This is a genomic window from Pseudomonas graminis (assembly GCF_001705435.1).
GTDB classification, from domain to species: domain Bacteria; phylum Pseudomonadota; class Gammaproteobacteria; order Pseudomonadales; family Pseudomonadaceae; genus Aquipseudomonas; species Aquipseudomonas graminis_B.
Map to the genome: position 1 here is coordinate 796,549 of NZ_MDEN01000069.1, position 18,256 is coordinate 814,804.

Annotated in this window: 15 protein-coding genes; 4 read left to right on the top strand and 11 right to left on the bottom strand. The window is 63.5% G+C overall.

Features of this window, described 5'->3' with window-relative positions:
* Positions 1 to 388: 388 nt before the first annotated feature.
* Positions 389 to 1,171, top strand: a complete 783-nt coding sequence (locus BBI10_RS25795; protein WP_065993014.1) for a DeoR/GlpR family DNA-binding transcription regulator — start codon at positions 389 to 391, stop codon at positions 1,169 to 1,171.
* Here the strand turns inward: BBI10_RS25795 and BBI10_RS25800 are convergent.
* From BBI10_RS25800 to BBI10_RS25815, 4 genes are all read right to left on the bottom strand, one after another.
* A complete protein-coding gene (locus BBI10_RS25800) occupies positions 1,149 to 2,660 on the bottom strand; it encodes a sensor domain-containing diguanylate cyclase (protein ID WP_065993016.1) in 1,512 nt (503 codons plus the stop codon). The two genes, BBI10_RS25795 and BBI10_RS25800, sit on opposite strands and share 23 nt — an antisense overlap.
* Positions 2,661 to 3,019: 359 nt before the next feature.
* Complete coding sequence (locus BBI10_RS25805) at positions 3,020 to 4,345, bottom strand: MFS transporter (RefSeq protein ID WP_065993018.1); 1,326 nt, start codon at positions 4,343 to 4,345, stop codon at positions 3,020 to 3,022.
* Between the two features lie 324 nt (positions 4,346 to 4,669).
* Positions 4,670 to 6,223 (bottom strand): UxaA family hydrolase, encoded by a 1,554-nt coding sequence (locus BBI10_RS25810; protein WP_065993020.1) that lies wholly within the window; start codon positions 6,221 to 6,223, stop codon positions 4,670 to 4,672.
* A gap of 238 nt (positions 6,224 to 6,461) precedes the next feature.
* Positions 6,462 to 7,409, bottom strand: coding sequence for a LysR family transcriptional regulator (locus tag BBI10_RS25815; protein ID WP_065993021.1), 948 nt, complete (start codon positions 7,407 to 7,409; stop codon positions 6,462 to 6,464).
* Between the two features lie 211 nt (positions 7,410 to 7,620).
* On the opposite strand from BBI10_RS25815, the gene BBI10_RS25820 reads away from it, so the two are divergent.
* The 3 genes from BBI10_RS25820 (at position 7,621) to BBI10_RS25830 (ending at position 9,964) form a co-directional block, all read left to right on the top strand.
* Positions 7,621 to 8,931, top strand: a complete 1,311-nt coding sequence (locus BBI10_RS25820; RefSeq protein WP_065993022.1) for an L-fuconate dehydratase — start codon at positions 7,621 to 7,623, stop codon at positions 8,929 to 8,931.
* Positions 8,932 to 9,176: 245 nt separating this feature from the next.
* Positions 9,177 to 9,617, top strand: coding sequence for a YidH family protein (locus BBI10_RS25825; RefSeq protein ID WP_065993023.1), 441 nt, complete (start codon positions 9,177 to 9,179; stop codon positions 9,615 to 9,617).
* Positions 9,614 to 9,964 carry a DUF202 domain-containing protein gene (locus tag BBI10_RS25830; protein WP_083233268.1) on the top strand — a complete coding sequence of 117 codons (351 nt, stop codon included), beginning with the start codon at positions 9,614 to 9,616 and terminating at the stop codon, positions 9,962 to 9,964. The genes BBI10_RS25825 and BBI10_RS25830 overlap by 4 nt, the downstream gene beginning before the upstream one ends.
* A gap of 198 nt (positions 9,965 to 10,162) precedes the next feature.
* Here the strand turns inward: BBI10_RS25830 and BBI10_RS25835 are convergent, their stop codons facing one another.
* The 7 genes from BBI10_RS25835 to BBI10_RS25865 all read right to left on the bottom strand — a co-directional run bounded on the left by BBI10_RS25835 (position 10,163) and on the right by BBI10_RS25865 (position 18,088).
* Positions 10,163 to 11,758: a gamma-glutamyltransferase family protein gene (locus tag BBI10_RS25835; RefSeq protein ID WP_065993025.1), complete on the bottom strand. Its 1,596-nt coding sequence runs from the start codon at positions 11,756 to 11,758 to the stop codon at positions 10,163 to 10,165.
* A 69-nt stretch (positions 11,759 to 11,827) separates the two neighbouring features.
* Positions 11,828 to 12,736 carry an ABC transporter permease gene (locus BBI10_RS25840; protein ID WP_065993026.1) on the bottom strand — a complete coding sequence of 303 codons (909 nt, stop codon included), beginning with the start codon at positions 12,734 to 12,736 and terminating at the stop codon, positions 11,828 to 11,830.
* Positions 12,736 to 13,680, bottom strand: coding sequence for an ABC transporter permease (locus BBI10_RS25845; RefSeq protein ID WP_037011865.1), 945 nt, complete (start codon positions 13,678 to 13,680; stop codon positions 12,736 to 12,738). The genes BBI10_RS25840 and BBI10_RS25845 overlap by 1 nt, the downstream gene beginning before the upstream one ends.
* Before the next feature lie 43 nt (positions 13,681 to 13,723).
* Positions 13,724 to 15,223 carry an ABC transporter substrate-binding protein gene (locus BBI10_RS25850; RefSeq protein WP_065993027.1) on the bottom strand — a complete coding sequence of 500 codons (1,500 nt, stop codon included), beginning with the start codon at positions 15,221 to 15,223 and terminating at the stop codon, positions 13,724 to 13,726.
* Positions 15,220 to 16,353: an ABC transporter ATP-binding protein gene (locus tag BBI10_RS25855; protein WP_065993028.1), complete on the bottom strand. Its 1,134-nt coding sequence runs from the start codon at positions 16,351 to 16,353 to the stop codon at positions 15,220 to 15,222. Before BBI10_RS25855 ends, BBI10_RS25850 begins: the two co-directional genes overlap by 4 nt.
* Complete coding sequence (locus BBI10_RS25860; protein ID WP_065993030.1) at positions 16,350 to 17,354, bottom strand: ABC transporter ATP-binding protein; 1,005 nt, start codon at positions 17,352 to 17,354, stop codon at positions 16,350 to 16,352. The genes BBI10_RS25855 and BBI10_RS25860 overlap by 4 nt, the downstream gene beginning before the upstream one ends.
* Complete coding sequence (locus BBI10_RS25865; protein WP_065993032.1) at positions 17,351 to 18,088, bottom strand: FadR/GntR family transcriptional regulator; 738 nt, start codon at positions 18,086 to 18,088, stop codon at positions 17,351 to 17,353. The genes BBI10_RS25860 and BBI10_RS25865 overlap by 4 nt, the downstream gene beginning before the upstream one ends.
* Positions 18,089 to 18,256 lie beyond the last annotated feature (168 nt).

Genomic DNA, 18,256 nt, shown 5'->3' on the forward strand with positions numbered 1-18,256 from the left:
TGCACTGCGGGTAGCCAACATTGATCGTGTGGGCGTGACCGGGATGGCGCGTCCCATGGCTCAAGGACACGGTATTTCATCGCTGAAAATCCGGCGAATGTACCGGCATCTTCGCGAGCAAGCTCGCTCCCACACGGTGTTCTGTTTTCTTGGAAATTGGCGCAAGTTGAGAGACTGGAGGCGCCGGCCGTTCATTCAGGCAACCGCGATGTCCGACGGCGAGCACTGGCCATGTGGGAGTGAGCTTGCTCACGAAGGCGGTGGTCTGGCCGCAGTTAGATCCACTGCCCAGCTGGGTCTACTCAATCGCCGCTACATTGACTTTGCCAATGGCGTCGCCGCATGATCCTGCTCGTTTCTGATCGATTCAGCCCTTTACCGAGGCCTCATGTCTGCCATCCCTGAAGCATTTCCCGGCGAGCGCCAGCGTTTGATCTCCGAGCGTCTGGCCGTGCACGGTCGGGTGATCGCCGCGGACTTGGCGGCCGAATTCAATGTGTCCGAGCATTCCATTCGTCGTGATCTGGGCGCGCTGGCGGCTGCCGGATTGTGCAAACGCGTGTACGGCGGGGCGATTTCGTTGGCGTCGGACGGGCCGCTGGCCATGCGTGTCGAGCATGAGCCCGGGCGCAAGCGTCAGTTGGGTATCGCGGCGGCGGGTTTGATCAGTGCCGGGCAGCATGTCTTTATCGACGGCGGCTCGACCAATCTGGCCATCGCCAAAGCCCTTGATCCTCACATGCCGTTGACCGTCACCACCAACGCGCCGCTGATCGCCGTGGAGCTGATGAAGCTGCCGTCGGTGGAGGTGATTCTGCTGGGCGGGCGCTTGAGTCCCGTCGCCGGTAGCACCTACGGCTTCACCACCATTCAGCAACTGGCCCACTTCAATTTCGATCTGTGCTTTCTCGGCGCCTGTGCGCTGGATGCGCTGAAAGGCGTGACCGCGTTCGACATGGACGTCGCCGAGTTCAAGCGCGCCGTGGTGGCGCGCAGCGGTCAGGTGGCGGTGGCGGTCATTAACGAGAAGCTCTCCAGCATTGCGCATTACCAGGTCGCGCAGTGTGAGGAGGTGGGCGCGCTGGTGGTTGAATACGACGCGCCGGCCGACCGTCTGGAGCTGTTTCGCGGCAAGGTCGCGCAGATTGTTACGGCGCGGGCAGCGCACTGAGCAGCTTCGTCTCCTGCCAGGCCACAGTGCGATTGCGACCTTGGTGTTTGGCGGCGTACAGCGCCGCATCCGCCCGTTTGACGAAGTCTTCCAGGGTCTCGCATTCCTGCGCTTTACAGCCATACACCCCCAGACTGATGCTAACGATGCCGATCGGGTTGCCGTGGTGTTCAAGGGCTCGAGTGAGCACGGCCAGCCGGATTTTCTCCGCCAGGCTCACCGCGCCCTGCATATCGCTGTAGGGCAGGAAAACGGCCATTTCTTCCCCGCCGTAACGCACCGCCAGGTCGCCGGTGCGATTGATGTTGCTGCGAATGCACTCGGCCACGGCAACGATGCATTTGTCGCCCGCGACGTGTCCGTAGTTGTCGTTGTAGCTCTTGAAAAAATCGATGTCGATCATGATCAGGCTCAGCGGATGCAAGTTCGGCTGCCCGTTGAGAAACTCCAGACCGAGAATCTCCTGAAAATGCCGACGATTGGCCAGGCCGGTCAGGCTGTCCTGCAGCGCGAGCTTTTCCAGCGAGTGGCTGGCAATGCGCAGCTGTGATTCGGCGTTGAGGCCGAAACGGATCTGCTGGAACAGCAACACGCCAAACAGCAGGTTGGCGACCACCACGCAGATGATGATCGCCAGCGAGCGCCAGGCGTATTGCCGCCACTCGTCGAGCACTTCGCGCTGGGACAGACCGGCGAGCACCACCATCGGGTAGCGGTCCAGTTTCTTGTAGCCGTACAGGCGCTGTTCGTGGTCGAGCATCGAGACGACGTTCGCCGTGCCTTCGTAGTGTTCGCGGACGTAAAGGCGGAACAATTCGCCGTCGCCAATGGAGGTACCGCGCACGTTTTGAATGAGCGGACGTCGTGCCAACACGGTCCCGTCGGCCATGGTCAGTGTGATGACGCCATGCTTGCCGATGTCGAAGCGCTCGAAGAACCGTTCGAAGTAATTCAGTTCGACGGTGGCCAGCACCACACCGGCGAAGTTGCCCATTTCATCGTCCACCCGTCGCGACACCGGGATGATCCAGTCACCCGTGGTGCGGCTCTGGATGGCGGGACCGACGTGGGGCAGGCTGCTGGCGATGGATTGATGGAACCGAAAATACTCACGGTCGGCATTGTTGGCGCTGGCCGGCATGTGGTTGAGGGAGGTGGCCGCCCAGTTGCCGTCCTTGTCGTAGATGAACAGGCCCTGGAGCTGTTCGACGCTGGCGGCAGTGGCGCGCAGATAATCGTGCATCCGCGAACCGCTGGCGGCGCCGAAACCGTCGAATGAAAGCCGCTCGACCACCGCGGACACGGCGATGTGCGCTTGATCAAAGGCGTCATCGGCGTGCTGCGCCATCGAGCGCGAAAGGTTGGCGACGTTGGTGTTGGCGATTTCCAGCTCGTGAATGCGCGTCTGGCGCAATTGCCAGACGGTGATGCTCGTGATGGAGATGCACACCAACAAGGTAAACAGCCCCGCCAGCCACAACACGGGCATGCGTTTGAGTCGTCGGTTTCTGACGCCGAACTCCGATCCTTCTACCTGTCTCAAACCCCACCCTCGCTGACTGTCACGATTTCAGACCCGCCACTGTGACGAACAATCCACTCGTTCGGACACGCAGCATCGCAACAGCGACCCGTCTGAATCACAGCGTAGGACAAGTGCGGGATTTTGAAGGGAAATTTATGGCGTATAAATCATCTGCGGGAGATGCGCTGCGGCGTGGGCGTGACGTGGTTATAGAGCAGTGTGCGAGTTTGGCTGATGTTGACACCGGCGTTGCGTTCGGCGGGCTACTGCAGCATTCCTGGGACCGGGTGCGAGGTCCCGGGAATCCGCTGAAGGAGCACCGATCAAACCCGACGCCCTTGCACCTCATCCAGATTCGCCTGCCAGTCCTTCTGCGCCGCGTTGGTGTGTTCGGGTATCGGCGCCTTGAGCAGCACAAAGTAGGCGACCGCCGAGAGCAACGCCACGATGGCGCTGACCGCAAAGGCCGTGGCGAAGGTGCCGGAATATTGCACGCTGAACCCGGTGACGATCGGCGCGATGGAGCCTGCGATGTAGCCGCCGAAATTCTGGATAGAACCCAGTGACGCCACGCGTTTGGTGTCGACTACGGTGTTGACCACCATCCACGCCGTGGCGCTGGACAGGTTGATGCCGAACAGCGCCAGGCAGAGCAGGGCGACGCAACCGCTCAGGCCGGTAACGAAGGTCAATGGCAGGGTGAAGACCGCAGCGAACACCAGCCCGCCGATCACTGTGTATTTGCGGCTGTTGAGCACACCGACGCCGCGCTTGACCAGCCGATCGCAGATGCGTCCGGCGGCGATGGTGCCAATCGCGCCGAATACATAGGCGAACGACACGACCCAGGCGGTTTGATAGGGGTCGAGACCGTGTTCGCGCTGGAAGTAGCCGGGCAGCCAGGTCAGGTGCAGCCAGAGCATGTAGATGACGCCCATGAAACCGAGGAACGTGCCCCAGGTGCTGCGGTGCTTGAACAGGTCCAGCCAGCCGGCGAAGAACGAAACCGTTGGCGCAGCATCGGCCTGAACCACCTGAACGGCCGGTTCACGGCCCTCAGCCGCCAGCGCCTTCAGGTACTGCGCGCGGCTTTTGTAGAACACCAGCCAGCACAGCGACAGGACGATGCCGAGCACGCCGGTGATGATGAACATCCCGCGCCAGCTGAAGTTGACCATGAACAGCGTCAGCAGCGGCGGCGCCAGGCACGGCCCGATGCAGGTCGCCGACCAGACGATGCCCGTCGGGGTGCCGCGCTCGTGCTCCTCGAACCACTCGTTGAGGGTTTTGGCGGCTGACGGAAACATCGGTGCTTCGCCGATCCCCAACAGTACGCGCAGGGCGAAGAAGCCGCTGAAGCTATTGACGAATCCCGACGCCGTCTGCGCGAGGGACCACACCATCAGCGCGCCGCCCAAGGCGATCTTGCTGCCGAGCTTGTCGATGATCATGCCCATCGGCAACTGCGCAAAGGCATAAGCCAGCGAGAACGCCGACAACAGAATGCCCATTTCCGAGGGGCTGATGAGCATGTCTTTCTGAATCGTCGTGTTGGCGATGGACAGCGCGCTGCGGTCCAGATAATTGACGATCCCGAACAGCATCAGGAAGACGATGGTGATCGTCTGGTAAGTCTTGAGGGATTTCATTGCGCACCTTTTTTATTGTTGTGGGGCTTAACGGCTTCGTTCGTGTAGGACCGGCTTCAGCCGGGAAGGGGCCGGTTTGGGCACCATCCATGTTGCGGTGTGACGCTGGAAAAGCTTCCCGGCTGAAGCCGGTCCTACCAGGCGAGCGCGTTCCAGCAGGCGACGCATTTCCCCTGTGGGACCGGCTTCAGCCGGGAAGAGGCCGGTTTGGGCACCATCCGTGTTGCGGTGTGACGCTGGAAAAGCTTCCCGGCTGAAGCCGGTCCCACTGAAACCCAGACAGCTTCCCGGCTGAAGCCGGTCCTACCAAGGCAGCCTGTTCTGTCAGGTCACCGCACCGATGTGCCACGGCACAAATTCGTTTTGCCCATAACCGTGTTGTTCGCTTTTGCTGCGGGCGCCGGAGGCAATGTCCAGCATCATCTGGAACACGTATGCGCCGCGTTCTTCGATTGTCGTCGTGCCGTCGGCGATGCCGCCGCAATTCACGTCCATGTCTTCCTGCTGAAATTCGAACACGCGGTTATTCGTCGCAAGCTTGATCGACGGCGTCGGCGCGCAACCATAGGCGGAACCGCGCCCGGTAGTGAAGGCAATGAGGTTGGCGCCGCCGGCCACTTGCCCCGTGGCAGAGACCGGGTCGTAGCCCGGTGTGTCCATGAACACCAGGCCTTGGGCGCGGACGGCTTCGGCGTATTCATACACGCCCATCAGGTTGGTCGAGCCGGCCTTGGCCACCGCGCCCAGGGACTTCTCCAGAATGGTCGTCAGCCCGCCGGCCTTGTTCCCGGCAGACGGGTTGTTGTTCAGCTCGGCGTTCATGCGCTGGCAGTAGTCTTCCCACCAGTGAATGCGCTGAACGAGCTTTTCGCCGATGGCCTGACTGGCCGCCCGCCGCGTCAGCAAATGCTCGGCGCCGTAAATCTCCGGGGTCTCCGACAGAATCGCCGTGCCGCCCGCCGCCACCAGCCGATCCACCGCATTGCCCAGCGCCGGGTTGGCGGTGATACCGGAATAGCCGTCGGAGCCGCCGCATTGCAGGCCGACGATCAGGTGCCGGGCGCTGACGGTCTCGCGGGTGACCCGGTTGGCCTGGGGCAACAGCGATTGCACCTGGGCGATGCCGCTGGCGATGGTCTTCGACGTGCCGCCGGTGCCCTGAATGGTGAAGGCGCGCAGTTGGTCACTGGCTTTCAGGCCCTGGCTGTCGAGCATGTCCTGAATCTGGTTGGTCTCGCAGCCCAGGCCCACCACCAGCACCGCCGCAAAGTTCGGGTGCACGGCGTAGCCCGCGAGGGTCCGGCGCAGCAGGTCGATGGCCTCGCCCTTGGAATCGATGGCGCAGCCCGAACCGTGGGTCAGCGCGACCACGCCGTCAATGTTCGGGTAGTCCGCGAGTGCCTCGGGGAAGATATCGCGGCGGAAACGGTCGGCGATGGCCCGGGCCACGGTGGCCGAGCAGTTCACCGAGGTGAGAATGCCAATGTAATTGCGCGTCGCGACACGGCCGTCGGCGCGCACGATGCCCTGAAAGAACGCTTCGGTTTTCTGCGTTTCGTGGGCATCGACGCCAAAGGCGTAGTCACGGGAGAAGTCGCCCATCTCGACGTTGTGCACATGCACATGCTGCCCGGCTTCGATGGGCTGTGAAGCGAAGCCGATGATCTGGCCGTAACGCCGCAGCGGCTGACCCTGCTCGACCCGAACCGCCGCGACCTTGTGCCCGGAAGGAATCGGCTGCGAGACGGTGACGTTTTCTTCGTCCAGGTGCGTGCCTTCGTTGAGCGCCTGGCGAGCGATCAGCACGTTATCGAGGGGATTCAGGCGGATGAACAGCGCGCTGCTGTCGAACGCAGGCGTTTTGGCGATGAGTTCCATGCGGCCTCTCATGACGGTGGCGGCCTGCATCAGCGGGGCGAGACGACGGCTTGCGTCGGGGTCGGCCCCGTGGCTGGCCGGTTATTGTTATTCACGACCTCTCTAGCAGCCGCCCCGTAAGTGCGGACGTTTCTGGCCGATTTTCAGCCACTCTATGAAGCCGGTGGGTAATTTCCCAATGAAAGGTTTCGATTGAGCGATAACGCGGGGTTATCGATTCGTCCGACCCTCTTCGACTTTAGAAACGTGAGCTCAGGAAAGCGAGCAGTGCCTTCACCGCTGCCGACATCGGCCGGGCTTTCGACGTCATCAGGCCAAGATTGGCCATGCTCAACGGCAACTCCACCGGCAGAATGGCGACCATGCCGTAGCGGGCGTAGTGCCGGGCGACGTCATTGGGTACCACGGCGATCATGTCCGAGGATTCCAGCATCGAGGTGGTCGCCAGAATCGAACGGGTTTCGATGATGTCCAGGGGCTCAATCAATTGCGCTGCCTGCAATGCGTTCTCAACCTGGCGCCGCATGGGGCTGCCGATGGGGTGAAGGATCCAGGTCAGCGGCGCCAGATCCGTCAGGGTCAGGTTGCTGTGGTTCACCAGAGGGTGCTGCGGCCGGGCGATGATGCGCATGCATTCGCCTTGTTCGAACAGCTGAATATCGAGGCTCTGGCCGTCGAGCTGATCGGGCAGCCGGCCCAGCACCACATCGAAATCGCCGCGAATCAGTGCCGGTATCAATTCATCGCTGGTGCCGACTTCCAGGGCGATGCGCACTTTCGGGTGCGCGGCCTTGAACGCCAGCACGCCGCGGGTCAGCAGCGTCGGCACCGGGCCCATCACCGTGCCGATGCGCACCATCCCCGTGGACCCGCGTGCCAGCTCGGCCAGCTGCGCTTCGGCGTATTCGAACTCATGCAGCGCGCCCTGGGCGTAGCGAATCATCACCTCGCCGGACAGCGTCGGCTGCATGCCGCGCGGCAAGCGTTCGAAGAGTTGCACGCCGAGGCGCTCTTCCAGCTGTTGCAACAAGAGGCTGGCGGCGGGCTGGGTGGTGTGAATGGCGGCGGCAGCCTTGCGCAGATTGCCCAGTTCGCCCAACGCGTTGAGCAACGCGATCTGCCGGCTGGAGATTTTCAGCGTCGGGAAATGGCCAGGCAGATCGGGGGAGGGTGGTGAATCTGACATATCGGATTTGATATCGATGATTAGGATTTGGCGATTATGCCTGTATCGCAAACCGTCCTACAGTCGCATGTCCCTGTGGGAGTGACCGGGGTGGCGTTCCACCTTGCTCGTGAAGGCGTTTTACCTGCTACGAATTTGCCTGTTACGCCGCTTTCGCGAGCAAGCTCGCTCCCACCCCCGTCCATCTTGCTACCCATAACAAGAGTCCACCATGCAGATCACGTCCATTTCCGTCCGCGACATCCGCTTTCCCACCTCCCTGTCCCTCGACGGCTCCGACGCAATGAACAGCGCGCCGGACTATTCCGCTGCCTATGTCGTGCTGCACACCGATTCACCGGACGGGCTGGAAGGCCACGGCCTGACGTTCACCATCGGGCGGGGCAACGAGATCTGCGCGGCGGCGATTCATTCCCTGGCGCCCTGCGTGGTGGGGCTGAGCCTGGAATCGATCACTGCGGACATGGGCGCGTTCTGGCACACCATCACGGCCGGCGACAGCCAATTGCGCTGGTTGGGGCCGGAAAAAGGCGTGATCCATCTGGCCACCGCCGCGCTGGTCAATGCGGTGTGGGACCTGTGGGCCAAGGTCGAGGGCAAGCCGGTCTGGAAGTTGCTGGCCGACATGACCCCCGAGCAGTTGGTCAAGTGCCTGGACTTCAGCTACGTCACCGACGCCATCACCCCCGAAGAAGCCATCGCTCTGCTCCGTCGCCAAGTGCCGGGCAAAGCGAAGCGCGAGGCGCAGATGCGGGAGGAGGGCTATCCGGGCTACACCACCGCGCCGGGCTGGCTGGGTTATTCGGAAGAGAAGATGCGCCGGCTGGCCCGCGAAGCCGTGGCCGAGGGCTGGACCCACATCAAGCAGAAGATCGGTGCGGACATCGAAGAAGACTTGCGCCGCGCCGCGATCCTGCGGGACGAACTGGGCTGGGAACGCACCCTGATGATGGACGCCAATCAGGTCTGGAGCGTCGAGCAGTCGATCAGCAACATGCGCCGTCTGGCGGCGTTCGAGCCCTGGTGGATCGAAGAACCGACCCACCCCGACGACATCCTCGGTCACGCGACGATCCGCCAGCGCATCGCGCCGATTGGCGTGGCCACCGGTGAGCATTGCCACAACCGGGTGATGTTTAAACAGATGTTCCAGGCCGGCGCGCTGGATTTCTGCCAGCTCGACGCGGCACGGCTGGGTGGGCTGAACGAAGTGCTGATCGTGTTGCTGATGGCGGCCAAATTCGACATCCCGGTGTGCCCCCACGGTGGCGGCGTCGGGTTGTGCGAATACGTGCAGAACATTTCGCTGTTCGATTACATCGCCGTGTCCGGCTCCCTGGACAAACGCGTGCTGGAATACGTCGATCACCTGCACGAGCATTTCCTCGATCCGGTGGTCATCCGCCGCGGCCGCTACATGCCCCCGCAACGGCCGGGGTACAGCATCGAAATGCACGCCGAGACGCTGGAGCGCTATCAGTATCCCGATGGCGCAGTGTGGGTGGACCTGGCGAACCGATAATCCGACTGTAGGAGCGTGGCTTGTCCCGCGATCGGCGGGGAACCCGTCGTGACCCGCCCAATGCGTTTTTCCAGACACAGCGCGTTGCCAGGATTTACGGGGACTGCGTCCCCGATCGCGGGGCAAGCCACGCTCCTACAGGTTATGCACGTTGCGGCAACAGGCAACCCCATGTCGCTGTGGACACGGGCCTTTCCCGGGCATGACCGGTATGATCCGTCGCATCTACCCGACCACGGTGCGACATGAATCCCCCCGAGCCCGGCAACGTCATTCCTCCCGGCACTCCTTCCGCAAGCGCCCCCGTCACGCCGCCGGAGCGTGATCGCCTGTCGGCTTCGCTGCTCGGCGGCGGCTGCGAGCCTGACCCGCGCTTCACCCTCGCCAATGAACGCACCTTTCTCGCCTGGATCCGCACGGCATTGGCGTTCCTGGCGGGCGGCATCGCGGTCGAAGCCTTCACCAGCGACGTGTTCAGCCCCGGCCTGCGTCGTGCTGTGGCCCTGTCGTTGCTGGTGCTGGCCTTGCTGGTGAGCGCCAGTGCCTGTGTGCGATGGCTGAAAGTCGAACGGGCGATGCGTCAACGCAAGCCGCTGCCGTTGCCGGTGCTGGTGCCGATTCTGTCGTTGGGCGGCGCGTTGGTGGCGGCGGGGCTGATCGTCTTTCTGATTTATGGCGCGTCGTGAACCGGCGCGGTCATGCCGTGCCGTCGACGCCATTGCGCCACGACGATCCCGGTCTGCAGCCCGAACGCACACTGCTGGCCTGGCGCCGGACGCTGCTGACGTTGATCGGGGTGTGCATTCTGTTTTTGCGCTGGATTCCGCCGTTTGGGTGGGTGGCGCTGCTGCCGGTCATTTTTTCGTTGATGGCGGGCCTCCTGATCCAGATCGGCCTCAACGCGCGCTACCGCAAAAGCGCCCGGGGCATCACCCACGAGCGCATTCCGCCGCCATTGCGTGAAGTGGCGGTGCTGGGTTGCACAGTGATGGTGCTGAGTCTGGTGGGGATTGTTGCGGTGGTGTCTGGCTGAATCAGGGAGTGAATCGAATGAATTCGTGTAAACGGTAAAGGGGACTGATTTATTTACAGCGCTTCACAAACGGTAAAGGGGACTGGTTTATTTACAGCGCTTCACCGTAAATTAATCTGTCCCCGGTGGATCAAGACATTGTGGCTCAGCAGGACCTGTCTCTTCCCGGCTGAAGCCGGTCCTACAATGCCGGGTGACTCAATACGCCGCCACTAACCCATCCTTCCTCGGATCGGTCCCGCCCACATACCCATGGGCCGTGCGCTGGATGATCTGCGCGCCGCCGAAGGCAAACACGCCGCTGGGGTCTTCCACTTCCACGTCGTGGCCCTTGGCGCGCAGCGCTTCGATCACCTGCGGATCAAACGAGCGCTCCACCGCAACCTTCAGCCCGGACTCAATACGCCAGCGCGGCGCGTCGGCGGCGGCCTGGGGGTTCTGCTTGTAGCGCAGGATGCGCAGCATCATCTGCAAATGCCCCTGCGCCTGCATCGGCCCGCCCATCAGGCCGAAGGACATCAGCGGCGTGCCGTCGGCGTTCATCACAAAGCCCGGAATGATGGTGTGAAACGGCCGCTTGCCCGGTGCCACGGTGTTGACGTGATCCGCGTCCAGGGTAAAACCCGCCCCACGATTCTGCAGGCTGATGCCCGTGCCCGGCACCACCACACCGGAACCAAAACCCATGTAGTTCGACTGGATGAACGAGACCATCATGCCGCTCTCGTCCGCCGCCGACAGGTAGACCGTGCCGCCGGCCTTGGGCGCACCGTGCAGCGGGTCTTGTGCCTGTTCGCCGACCAACGCCGCGCGGTCGCGCAGGTAGGCCGGGTCCAGCATGTGTTCAGCGGCGACGCGCATGTGGTCGTTGTCGGCGACGTGCTGGTTGAGATCGGCCAGCGCCAGCTTCATCGCTTCCAGCACCGGGTGCACGGTCTCGACGCTGTCCACCGGCTGCTCGCCCACCCCCAGCGCTTCGAGGATGCCCAGACCCGCCAGCGTGGCGATGCCCTGACCATTCGGCGGCAGCTCGTGGACCACGGCGCCGGCGTACAGCACCGACAAAGTATCGATCCAGTCCACCCGATGGTTCGCCAGATCCTCAAGGCTCATGACGCTGCCATTGGCGTTGGCGTGAGTGATCATCGCTTCGGCCAGTTCGCCGCGATAGAACGCCTCGCCCTTAGTTTCGGCAATCAGCTCAAGCGTCTTAGCGTGATCCTTGAGCACGACTTTCTCCCCGGCCTTCGGCGCTTTGCCGCCTTGCAGGAAGCACTCGGCAAAGCCGGGTTGATCCTTCAACAGCCCGGCGCCACGCCGCCACAGTTCGGCAATGATCGGCGTCACCTGATAACCGTCCCGCGCATAGCCGATGGCGGCTGCGGCGAGGGTGGAGAAGGGCAGCTTGCCGTAGCGCTCGGACAACGCGACCCAGGCCGATACCGCGCCCGGCACCGTCACCGAGGCCCAGCCGCGCTGGGGCATTTCCGGCTGACCGGCAAAGTGCTCCGGCGTCCAGGCCTGCGGCGAGCGGCCCGAGGCGTTGAGGCCCTGCAACGTCTTGCCGTCCCAGACGATGGCGAACGCGTCGCTGCCGATGCCGCAACCGGTGGGTTCGACCACGGTCAGCACCATGGCGGCGGCGATGGCGGCGTCAACGGCGTTGCCGCCCTGACGCAGCATGTCCAGCCCGGCTTGGGCGGCCAGCGGTTGCGAGCAGGCGACCATGTTGTTGCCCATCACCGGCGAGCGGGCGGACGCGTAGGGTTGGCTGTAATCCAGATCATCGAACATGCAGTCGTTCTCTTCTTGGCAGTTGATCGGTTATAGAGGCGCAGCTTCGGCGTATAAGCGCGAGCGCCGTCAGCTTTTCGGATCGAGGGCATCACGCAGCCCGTCACCCAGCAGGTTGAAACACAGCACCGTGATGTAGATCGCCACGCCGGGGGCGATGGACATCCACGGTGCCTGTTCCATGAAGTTCTTCGCGGTGTTGAGCATCGAGCCCCAGGACGGCGAGGGCGGTTGCTGGCCCAAGCCAAGGAACGACAGGCTCGCTTCCGCCAGAATCGCCGAAGCGATGGTCAGCGTCGCTTGCACCACCAGCGGCGAGAGCACGTTCGGCAGCACGTAGCGCAGGATGATCCAGCGGTCCGGCAGGCCGATGGCACGGGCGCCTTCCAGGTAATCTTCGTGACGGATCGCCAGCACCTGACCGCGGGTCAGGCGCGAGAAAATCGGCATCGCCGACAGCCCGATGGCAATCATCGCGTTGCTCAGGCTCGGGCCGAGAAACGCGCCCAGGGCAATCGCCAGCACCAGAAACGGACACGACAGCAGCGCTTCCATGATGCGTGAAATCACCGCGTCGAGCTTGCCGCCGAAGTAACCGGCCAACAGGCCCAGCGGCACGCCGATGACCATGGCAATCGCCACCGAAACCCCGCCGGCCAGCAACGAACTGCGCGCACCCCAGAGCAGGCGGGAGAACAGGTCGCGGCCCAGCTCGTCGGTGCCCAGCCAGTAGATCAGCGACGGCGCCTTGCGCACGGCAAGGAAGTTGGCTTTAAGCGGATCATGGGGCGCAATCCACGGCGCCAGCAGCGCGGCGAGAATGAAGATGATCAGCACCACCGCGCCGACCACCGCGCCCTTGTTGGCGAGGAATTTCTTCACGAACGGCGAGCGGGTGCGCGGCCGCAGCGGCTCTCTCGACGGCGCCTGGGACGGCGCGTTCAGCGGCGCCGAAGGATGGGTCGCAATCGAAGTCATCAGGCAGTCCTCAGACGCGGATTGATCAGGCGATAGAGCACGTCCGCCAGCAGATTCAGCAGCAGAAAGCCGATCGCAACGCACAGCACCACGCCTTGCACCACGGCGTAATCACGGTTGAACACGGCATCGACAATCATTTTGCCGAAGCCGGGAATGCTGAAGACCTGCTCGGTCAGCACCGCGCCGCCAAGCAATTCGCCGAACAGCAGCGTAGTGAGCGTGACGATGGGCATCAGCGCGTTGCGCAGGGCGTGCTTCAAGATCACCGTGCGCGGGAACAGACCTTTGGCCCGTGCCGTGCGCACGTAGTCGGCGCGCAGCACTTCGAGCATCGCGCTGCGGGTGTGGCGCATCAGCACGCCAGAGAGCCCGGCGCCCAGCACGAAGGCCGGCAGGATCAGGGTTTTCAGGTTCTGCCCGACGTCTTCACCCAGCGGCACAAAGCCCGAGGCCGGCAGCCACTGCAGCTTCACGGCGAAGATCATGATCAACAGAATTCCCAGCCAGAAGTGCGGAATCGAGATCCCCGACAGGGCAAACACGTTGGCCGCGTAGTCCACCGACGTGCCCTTGCGCACCGCCGAGATCACCCCCGTCGGAATGCCGATCACCAGCGCGATGATCAGCGCCAGCACCGCCAGTTCGATGGTCACCGGCAGCTTTGAGGCCAGCAGCACGGTCACCGGTTGCTCGGTGCGCAACGAGGTGCCGAAGTCGCCCTGCAGGACATTGCCGACCCAGTGCACGTACTGCAGCGGCAGCGGGTCGTTGAGCCGGTATTTCTCGCGCAGGTATTCCATCACCGCGGGGTCGCGCTCTTCACCCGCCATGGCCTGCACCGGATCACCGGGCAGCAGCTTTTGCAGGGTGAAGACGAACAGCGAAACCAGGATCAGCGTCGGAATGGCACTGAGCAGGCGTCGCAGGATGAATGTCAGCATGACGAATCCTCGCGGCCGAAGCGGTTGTCCACGGGCGCCGCTGTCATTTGAAAGCGACGTTGTTCAAGCGAATCAAACCATCGGGGTTGGGCACGAAACCGGTGAGGTTGCTGCGCATGGCGATGATTCGCGGATCGAAGTACAGGTAGCTGGTCGGCACGTCTTCGGCGAGCAGGCGCAGGGCCTCGAAGTAGATGGCCTGACGCTGGGCCTGATCGTTCACGGTGCGCGCCTTGTTCAGCAGCTCGTCGAGTTTCGGGTCACAGAAATGCCCGTCGTTCTGGCCGCCCTTGCAGGTCACGAACTGGTGGATGTCGCCATCCGGATCAGGGCGGCCCGACCAGGCGCTCATGCCGATCTGGAAGTTGCCGGCCTGTTGCTCGCTGAGCAGCGTGGCGTATTCGGTGGCGATCAGATTGACCTTGAAGCCGGCTTCTTCCGCCATCGCCTGAATGATCTGGCCGACCTGCTGGGCGATGGGGTTGTTGGCGACTTTCAGCTCGACGGCGAGGGGCGTCTTGACCCCGGCTTCCGCGAGCAGTTTTTTGCTGGCTTCGACGTCACGGGTCGGGAGCGGCAAGTCCTTGTCGTAATACGGGCTGTTTTTCGGGAACGGCTGGGCGCTCGGCGCGTACAGGCCTTCGAACACCACCTGATTGATCGCGTCACGGTCGATCGCCAGCTCGAAAGCCTTGCGCACGCGCTTGTCCTTGCCCATCGGGGTGTTGGCTTTGTCGCCGTTGTTGGTGTTGTACATCAGCTGCATGTAGCCCAGGCCCGGCGTGCTGAACACCTGCACGTGGCTGTCGGCCTTGGCGGTCTTCACGTCGGTGGGCGCGACGCGTTCGATGATGTCCAGGTCGCCGGAACGCAGGTTTGCCAGGCGCACCGAGGTGTCCGGAATCGGCAGGAAAATCACCTTGTCGAAGTGGTACGCCTGCTTGTTCCAGTAGTTGTCGAAGCGCTCCAGCACGATGCGGTCCTGCTGCACGCGCTGAACGAACTTGTAGGGCCCGGAACACACCGGCTTGGAGGCCACGTCGGTCGCCGAGGCCTTGGGTGCGAGCATCATCCCGGCGCGGTCGGACAGTTGCGAGATCAGCGTCGCGTCGGGCTGCTTGACCTTGATCGCCACGGTCTTCGCGTCGATCACCTCAACGTTCTCCACCGACGCCAGTTCACTCTTGCGCAGGGAGTCGGGCAGGGTGCGCGCACGGTCGAGGTTGAACTTCACGGCGGCGGCGTCGAATACCTCGCCGTCGTGGAAGGTCACGCCGTCGCGCAGGGTCATGGTCAGCGTCTTGCCGTCCTCGCTCCAGTTCCAGGCGGTGGCCAGTTGCGGCGCGTAGGTCAGGTCCGGATTGACGTCCACCAGCTTGTCGCACAGCGCGGTGTAGACCAGACGCCCCGAGTAAGTGCGCGAGCGGTGCGGGTCGAGCATGTCAGGGTCGTCCTGAATGCCGATGCGCAGGGTGGTTTCGGCGACAGCCGCATTCGCAGCGAGCAGCAACAACGTGGTTGTCATCAGGTGGGCGAATTTCATGGCTGACTCTCCAGAGAAAGGGCTTGATGGCTTTTGAACAGGTTCAGGCGCTGGCTGTAGGCGGCGCTGGGCGTGGGCACGATCAGCGAACCGGCGCCGGCATTGGCGATTTCGCGCCAGTAATGGCAGGCCACCTGACGCCCCGGCTCGACGCTTTCGAAGAGCGGCTTCGCCTCGCGGCACAGCGGCTTGGCGTGGGGGCAACGGGTGTGAAAGCGGCAACCGGACGGCGGCTTGCTCGGGCTTGGCATGTCACCGCCGAGTAACGGCCGCGGACGGCGCAGATCGGGATGGCTGACCGGCACGGCGGCCATCAGCGCTTGCGTGTAAGGATGAAAGGGCGTTTCGAACAGCGCGTTGACCGGCGCCAGCTCAACGATCTCACCGAGGTACATCACCGCCACACGGTCGCTCATGTGGCGGATCACCGCGAGGCCGTGGGCGACGATCAGCAGGGTCAGGCCGAACTGGTGCTTGAGGTCTTCCAGCAGATTCACCACCTGGGCCTGCACCGAGACGTCCAGCGCCGACACCGGTTCGTCGCCGAGGATCAGCCGTGGTTCCGAGGCCAGCGCCCGGGCGATACCGATGCGCTGACGCTGACCACCGGAAAATTCGTGGGGAAAGCGGCTGCCGTGCTCCGGCGCCAGACCGACCGTGCGCAGCAGCTCAGCGACTTTGTCCTGACGCGCGCTGCGGCTGTCGTCGCGATGCAGCCAGATCGGCTCGCCGATGATCGATTCCACGCTCATGCGCGGGTTCAGCGAGGCGAACGGGTCCTGGAAAATGATCTGCAGATCGCGGCGCACCTGACGCAGCTTGTCGGCGGGCAGGTTGCCCAGGTTGCGGCCTTCATAAATGACGTCGCCAGCGGTGGGCTTGAGCAGGTTCAGCAGCACCCGGCCCAGGGTCGATTTACCCGAGCCGGACTCACCCACCAGCGCCAGGGTTTCGCCCCGGCGCACGGCCAGGGAAACCTCATTGACCGCCTGCACGGGCGGCTTTTTGCGCTGGAACAATCCGGCTTCGCTGTGAAAGTGCTTGCTCACCGCGATGCTTTCCAGAATCGGCTTTTCCAGTGCCGACTCAGCCGCCCCGTTGTTCACGATGTGTGGGCCTGACAGGCTCATGCGCTGACTCCCAGATGCTGTTCAAGTGGCACGCGAATGCAGGCGGCGAAATGCCCGGCGGAGACTTCCAGCAGCGGCGGACGGGCTTCCCGGCAGGCGGCGATGACGAATGGGCACCGGCTGGCAAAGCGGCAACCGCCGGGCATTTCGGCCGGCGTCGGCACACGACCATTGATCGTTGCCAGACGCCCTTCGCGAGGGCCGACCGAGGGCATCGAGCCCATCAGGCCAATGGTGTAAGGGTGCTGCGGATCATCGAACAATGTCTTCACCGAACCGCTTTCGACGACGCGGCCGGCGTACATCACGATGACCTCGTCGGCCACTTCGGCGACCACGCCGAGGTCATGGGTGATGAGCATCATCGAGGTGCCGGTTTCCGCCTGCAGGCTGGCGACCAGCGAGAGAATCTGCGCCTGAATCGTCACGTCCAAGGCGGTGGTGGGTTCGTCGGCGATGATCAGCGCAGGGTCGTTGGCCAGTGCCATGGCGATCATCGCGCGCTGACGCATGCCGCCGGACAGCTCGTGGGGGTAAGCGTCGAGGCGTTGAAGGGCATCGGGCACGCGGACCTTTTCCAGCATTTCCAGCGCGCGCTGGCGGGCGGCGCTGGCTGACAGACCCTGATGGCGAATCACGCTCTCGGCAATCTGATCGCCGATGGTGAACACCGGATTGAGCGAGGTCATCGGCTCCTGAAAGATCATTGCCATGCGGTTTCCGCGCACGTCCAGCAGGCGCTCGTCGGACATACCGATCAAAGGTTCGCCCAGCAGATTCGAGGCGCTGGCCTGGACGGTGGCGGTGTCGGGCAGCAAGCCCATCAACGCCATGGACGTCACGCTTTTGCCGCAGCCGGACTCGCCGACGATGGCCAGGGTCTTGCCCGGCTGAATGGCGAACGACACGCCGTCGACGACATTGGCCGGGGCATCCTTGAAGCGCACGGTGAGGTCGCTGACGCTCAATACCGATGGGGTGTTCGCGGGTGAAGCACTCATACGCTGGCCTCGAGGTCTTGCTGGATGACGTGATCGAGCGCCTGTTGCAGCGCACGCAGGTGCCCGCGCATGGCGGTGGCGGCCTTGGCCGGATCGCGGCTCTCGATGGCGCCGATGATGTCGTGGTGGTCGTGGCTGTAGGTGCTCAGGCGATCGGTGTTGCGGGCGCGCTGGCGCAGGTCGCGCCAGGCCGGGTCAAGACGAATGGCGTCGAGCATTTCGAAGATATCGAGCATCAGGCGGTTGCCGGCGGCTTCGGCGATGCCGCGGTGCAGCGCGCTGTCCCACAGTTCGATGCCTTCGGCGTCGGGTTCGCTGGCATGTTGCTGGTGGGTGGTGCGCTCGGCGAGCCGGCGCAGGATCGCCATCTGTTCGCCGCTGGCGCGCAGGGCGGCCAGTGACGCCAGCGCCGGTTCCAGATAGATGCGCGCTTCCATGACCTCGCTGAAATTGGTCCGGCTCGACAGCTTGGCAAAGCTCATGGCCGCGCTCGGCGGGGTAGGGCCGACGAAAGTGCCTTTGCCCTGCCGCCGCCAGATGTGCCCCTCGGCTTCGAGCACCGCCAGCGCGCGGCGAATGGCCCGGCGACTGACGCCGAAATCCACCGCCAGGTCGCGCTCGGTCGGCAACGGCCGTTGCGGGAAGGCCGCCTGCTGCGCGACCAGTTGGCGCAATGCGTCGAGGGCCATCTTTGACGAAGTGTCGTGGGTTGCGTCGGTGTCGATGCTGTCCATCTGCGTCTCTCGTCACGGGGGTGAACCGGAGGCCATGGGCTGCGTGAAGCAGGGCCTGGCTGCAGAAGAGGAGTGCAATAGCGATGCCAATGAAAATTGGTTCACCCGCAAGGTCCGATGGCCGGCACAAGGGCAGGCGTGATCCCGCCGCTTCGGGCCAATCGGCAA

Bases quoted from the DNA above. Each gene is read 5' to 3' on its own strand.
- BBI10_RS25835 (WP_065993025.1), bottom strand. From the start codon at position 11,758: ATGTTCGATGATCTGGATTACAGCCAACCCTACGCGTCCGCCCGCTCG.
- BBI10_RS25810 (WP_065993020.1), bottom strand. From the start codon at position 6,223: ATGGAACTCATCGCCAAAACGCCTGCGTTCGACAGCAGCGCGCTGTTC.
- BBI10_RS25845 (WP_037011865.1), bottom strand. From the start codon at position 13,680: ATGCTGACATTCATCCTGCGACGCCTGCTCAGTGCCATTCCGACGCTG.
- BBI10_RS25865 (WP_065993032.1), bottom strand. From the start codon at position 18,088: ATGGACAGCATCGACACCGACGCAACCCACGACACTTCGTCAAAGATG.
- BBI10_RS25795 (WP_065993014.1), top strand. From the start codon at position 389: ATGTCTGCCATCCCTGAAGCATTTCCCGGCGAGCGCCAGCGTTTGATC.
- BBI10_RS25850 (WP_065993027.1), bottom strand. From the start codon at position 15,223: ATGAAATTCGCCCACCTGATGACAACCACGTTGTTGCTGCTCGCTGCG.
- BBI10_RS25840 (WP_065993026.1), bottom strand. From the start codon at position 12,736: ATGACTTCGATTGCGACCCATCCTTCGGCGCCGCTGAACGCGCCGTCC.
- BBI10_RS25815 (WP_065993021.1), bottom strand. From the start codon at position 7,409: ATGTCAGATTCACCACCCTCCCCCGATCTGCCTGGCCATTTCCCGACG.
- BBI10_RS25805 (WP_065993018.1), bottom strand. From the start codon at position 4,345: ATGAAATCCCTCAAGACTTACCAGACGATCACCATCGTCTTCCTGATG.
- BBI10_RS25825 (WP_065993023.1), top strand. From the start codon at position 9,177: ATGAATCCCCCCGAGCCCGGCAACGTCATTCCTCCCGGCACTCCTTCC.
- BBI10_RS25860 (WP_065993030.1), bottom strand. From the start codon at position 17,354: ATGAGTGCTTCACCCGCGAACACCCCATCGGTATTGAGCGTCAGCGAC.
- BBI10_RS25820 (WP_065993022.1), top strand. From the start codon at position 7,621: ATGCAGATCACGTCCATTTCCGTCCGCGACATCCGCTTTCCCACCTCC.
- BBI10_RS25855 (WP_065993028.1), bottom strand. From the start codon at position 16,353: ATGAGCCTGTCAGGCCCACACATCGTGAACAACGGGGCGGCTGAGTCG.
- BBI10_RS25800 (WP_065993016.1), bottom strand. From the start codon at position 2,660: ATGCCCGTGTTGTGGCTGGCGGGGCTGTTTACCTTGTTGGTGTGCATC.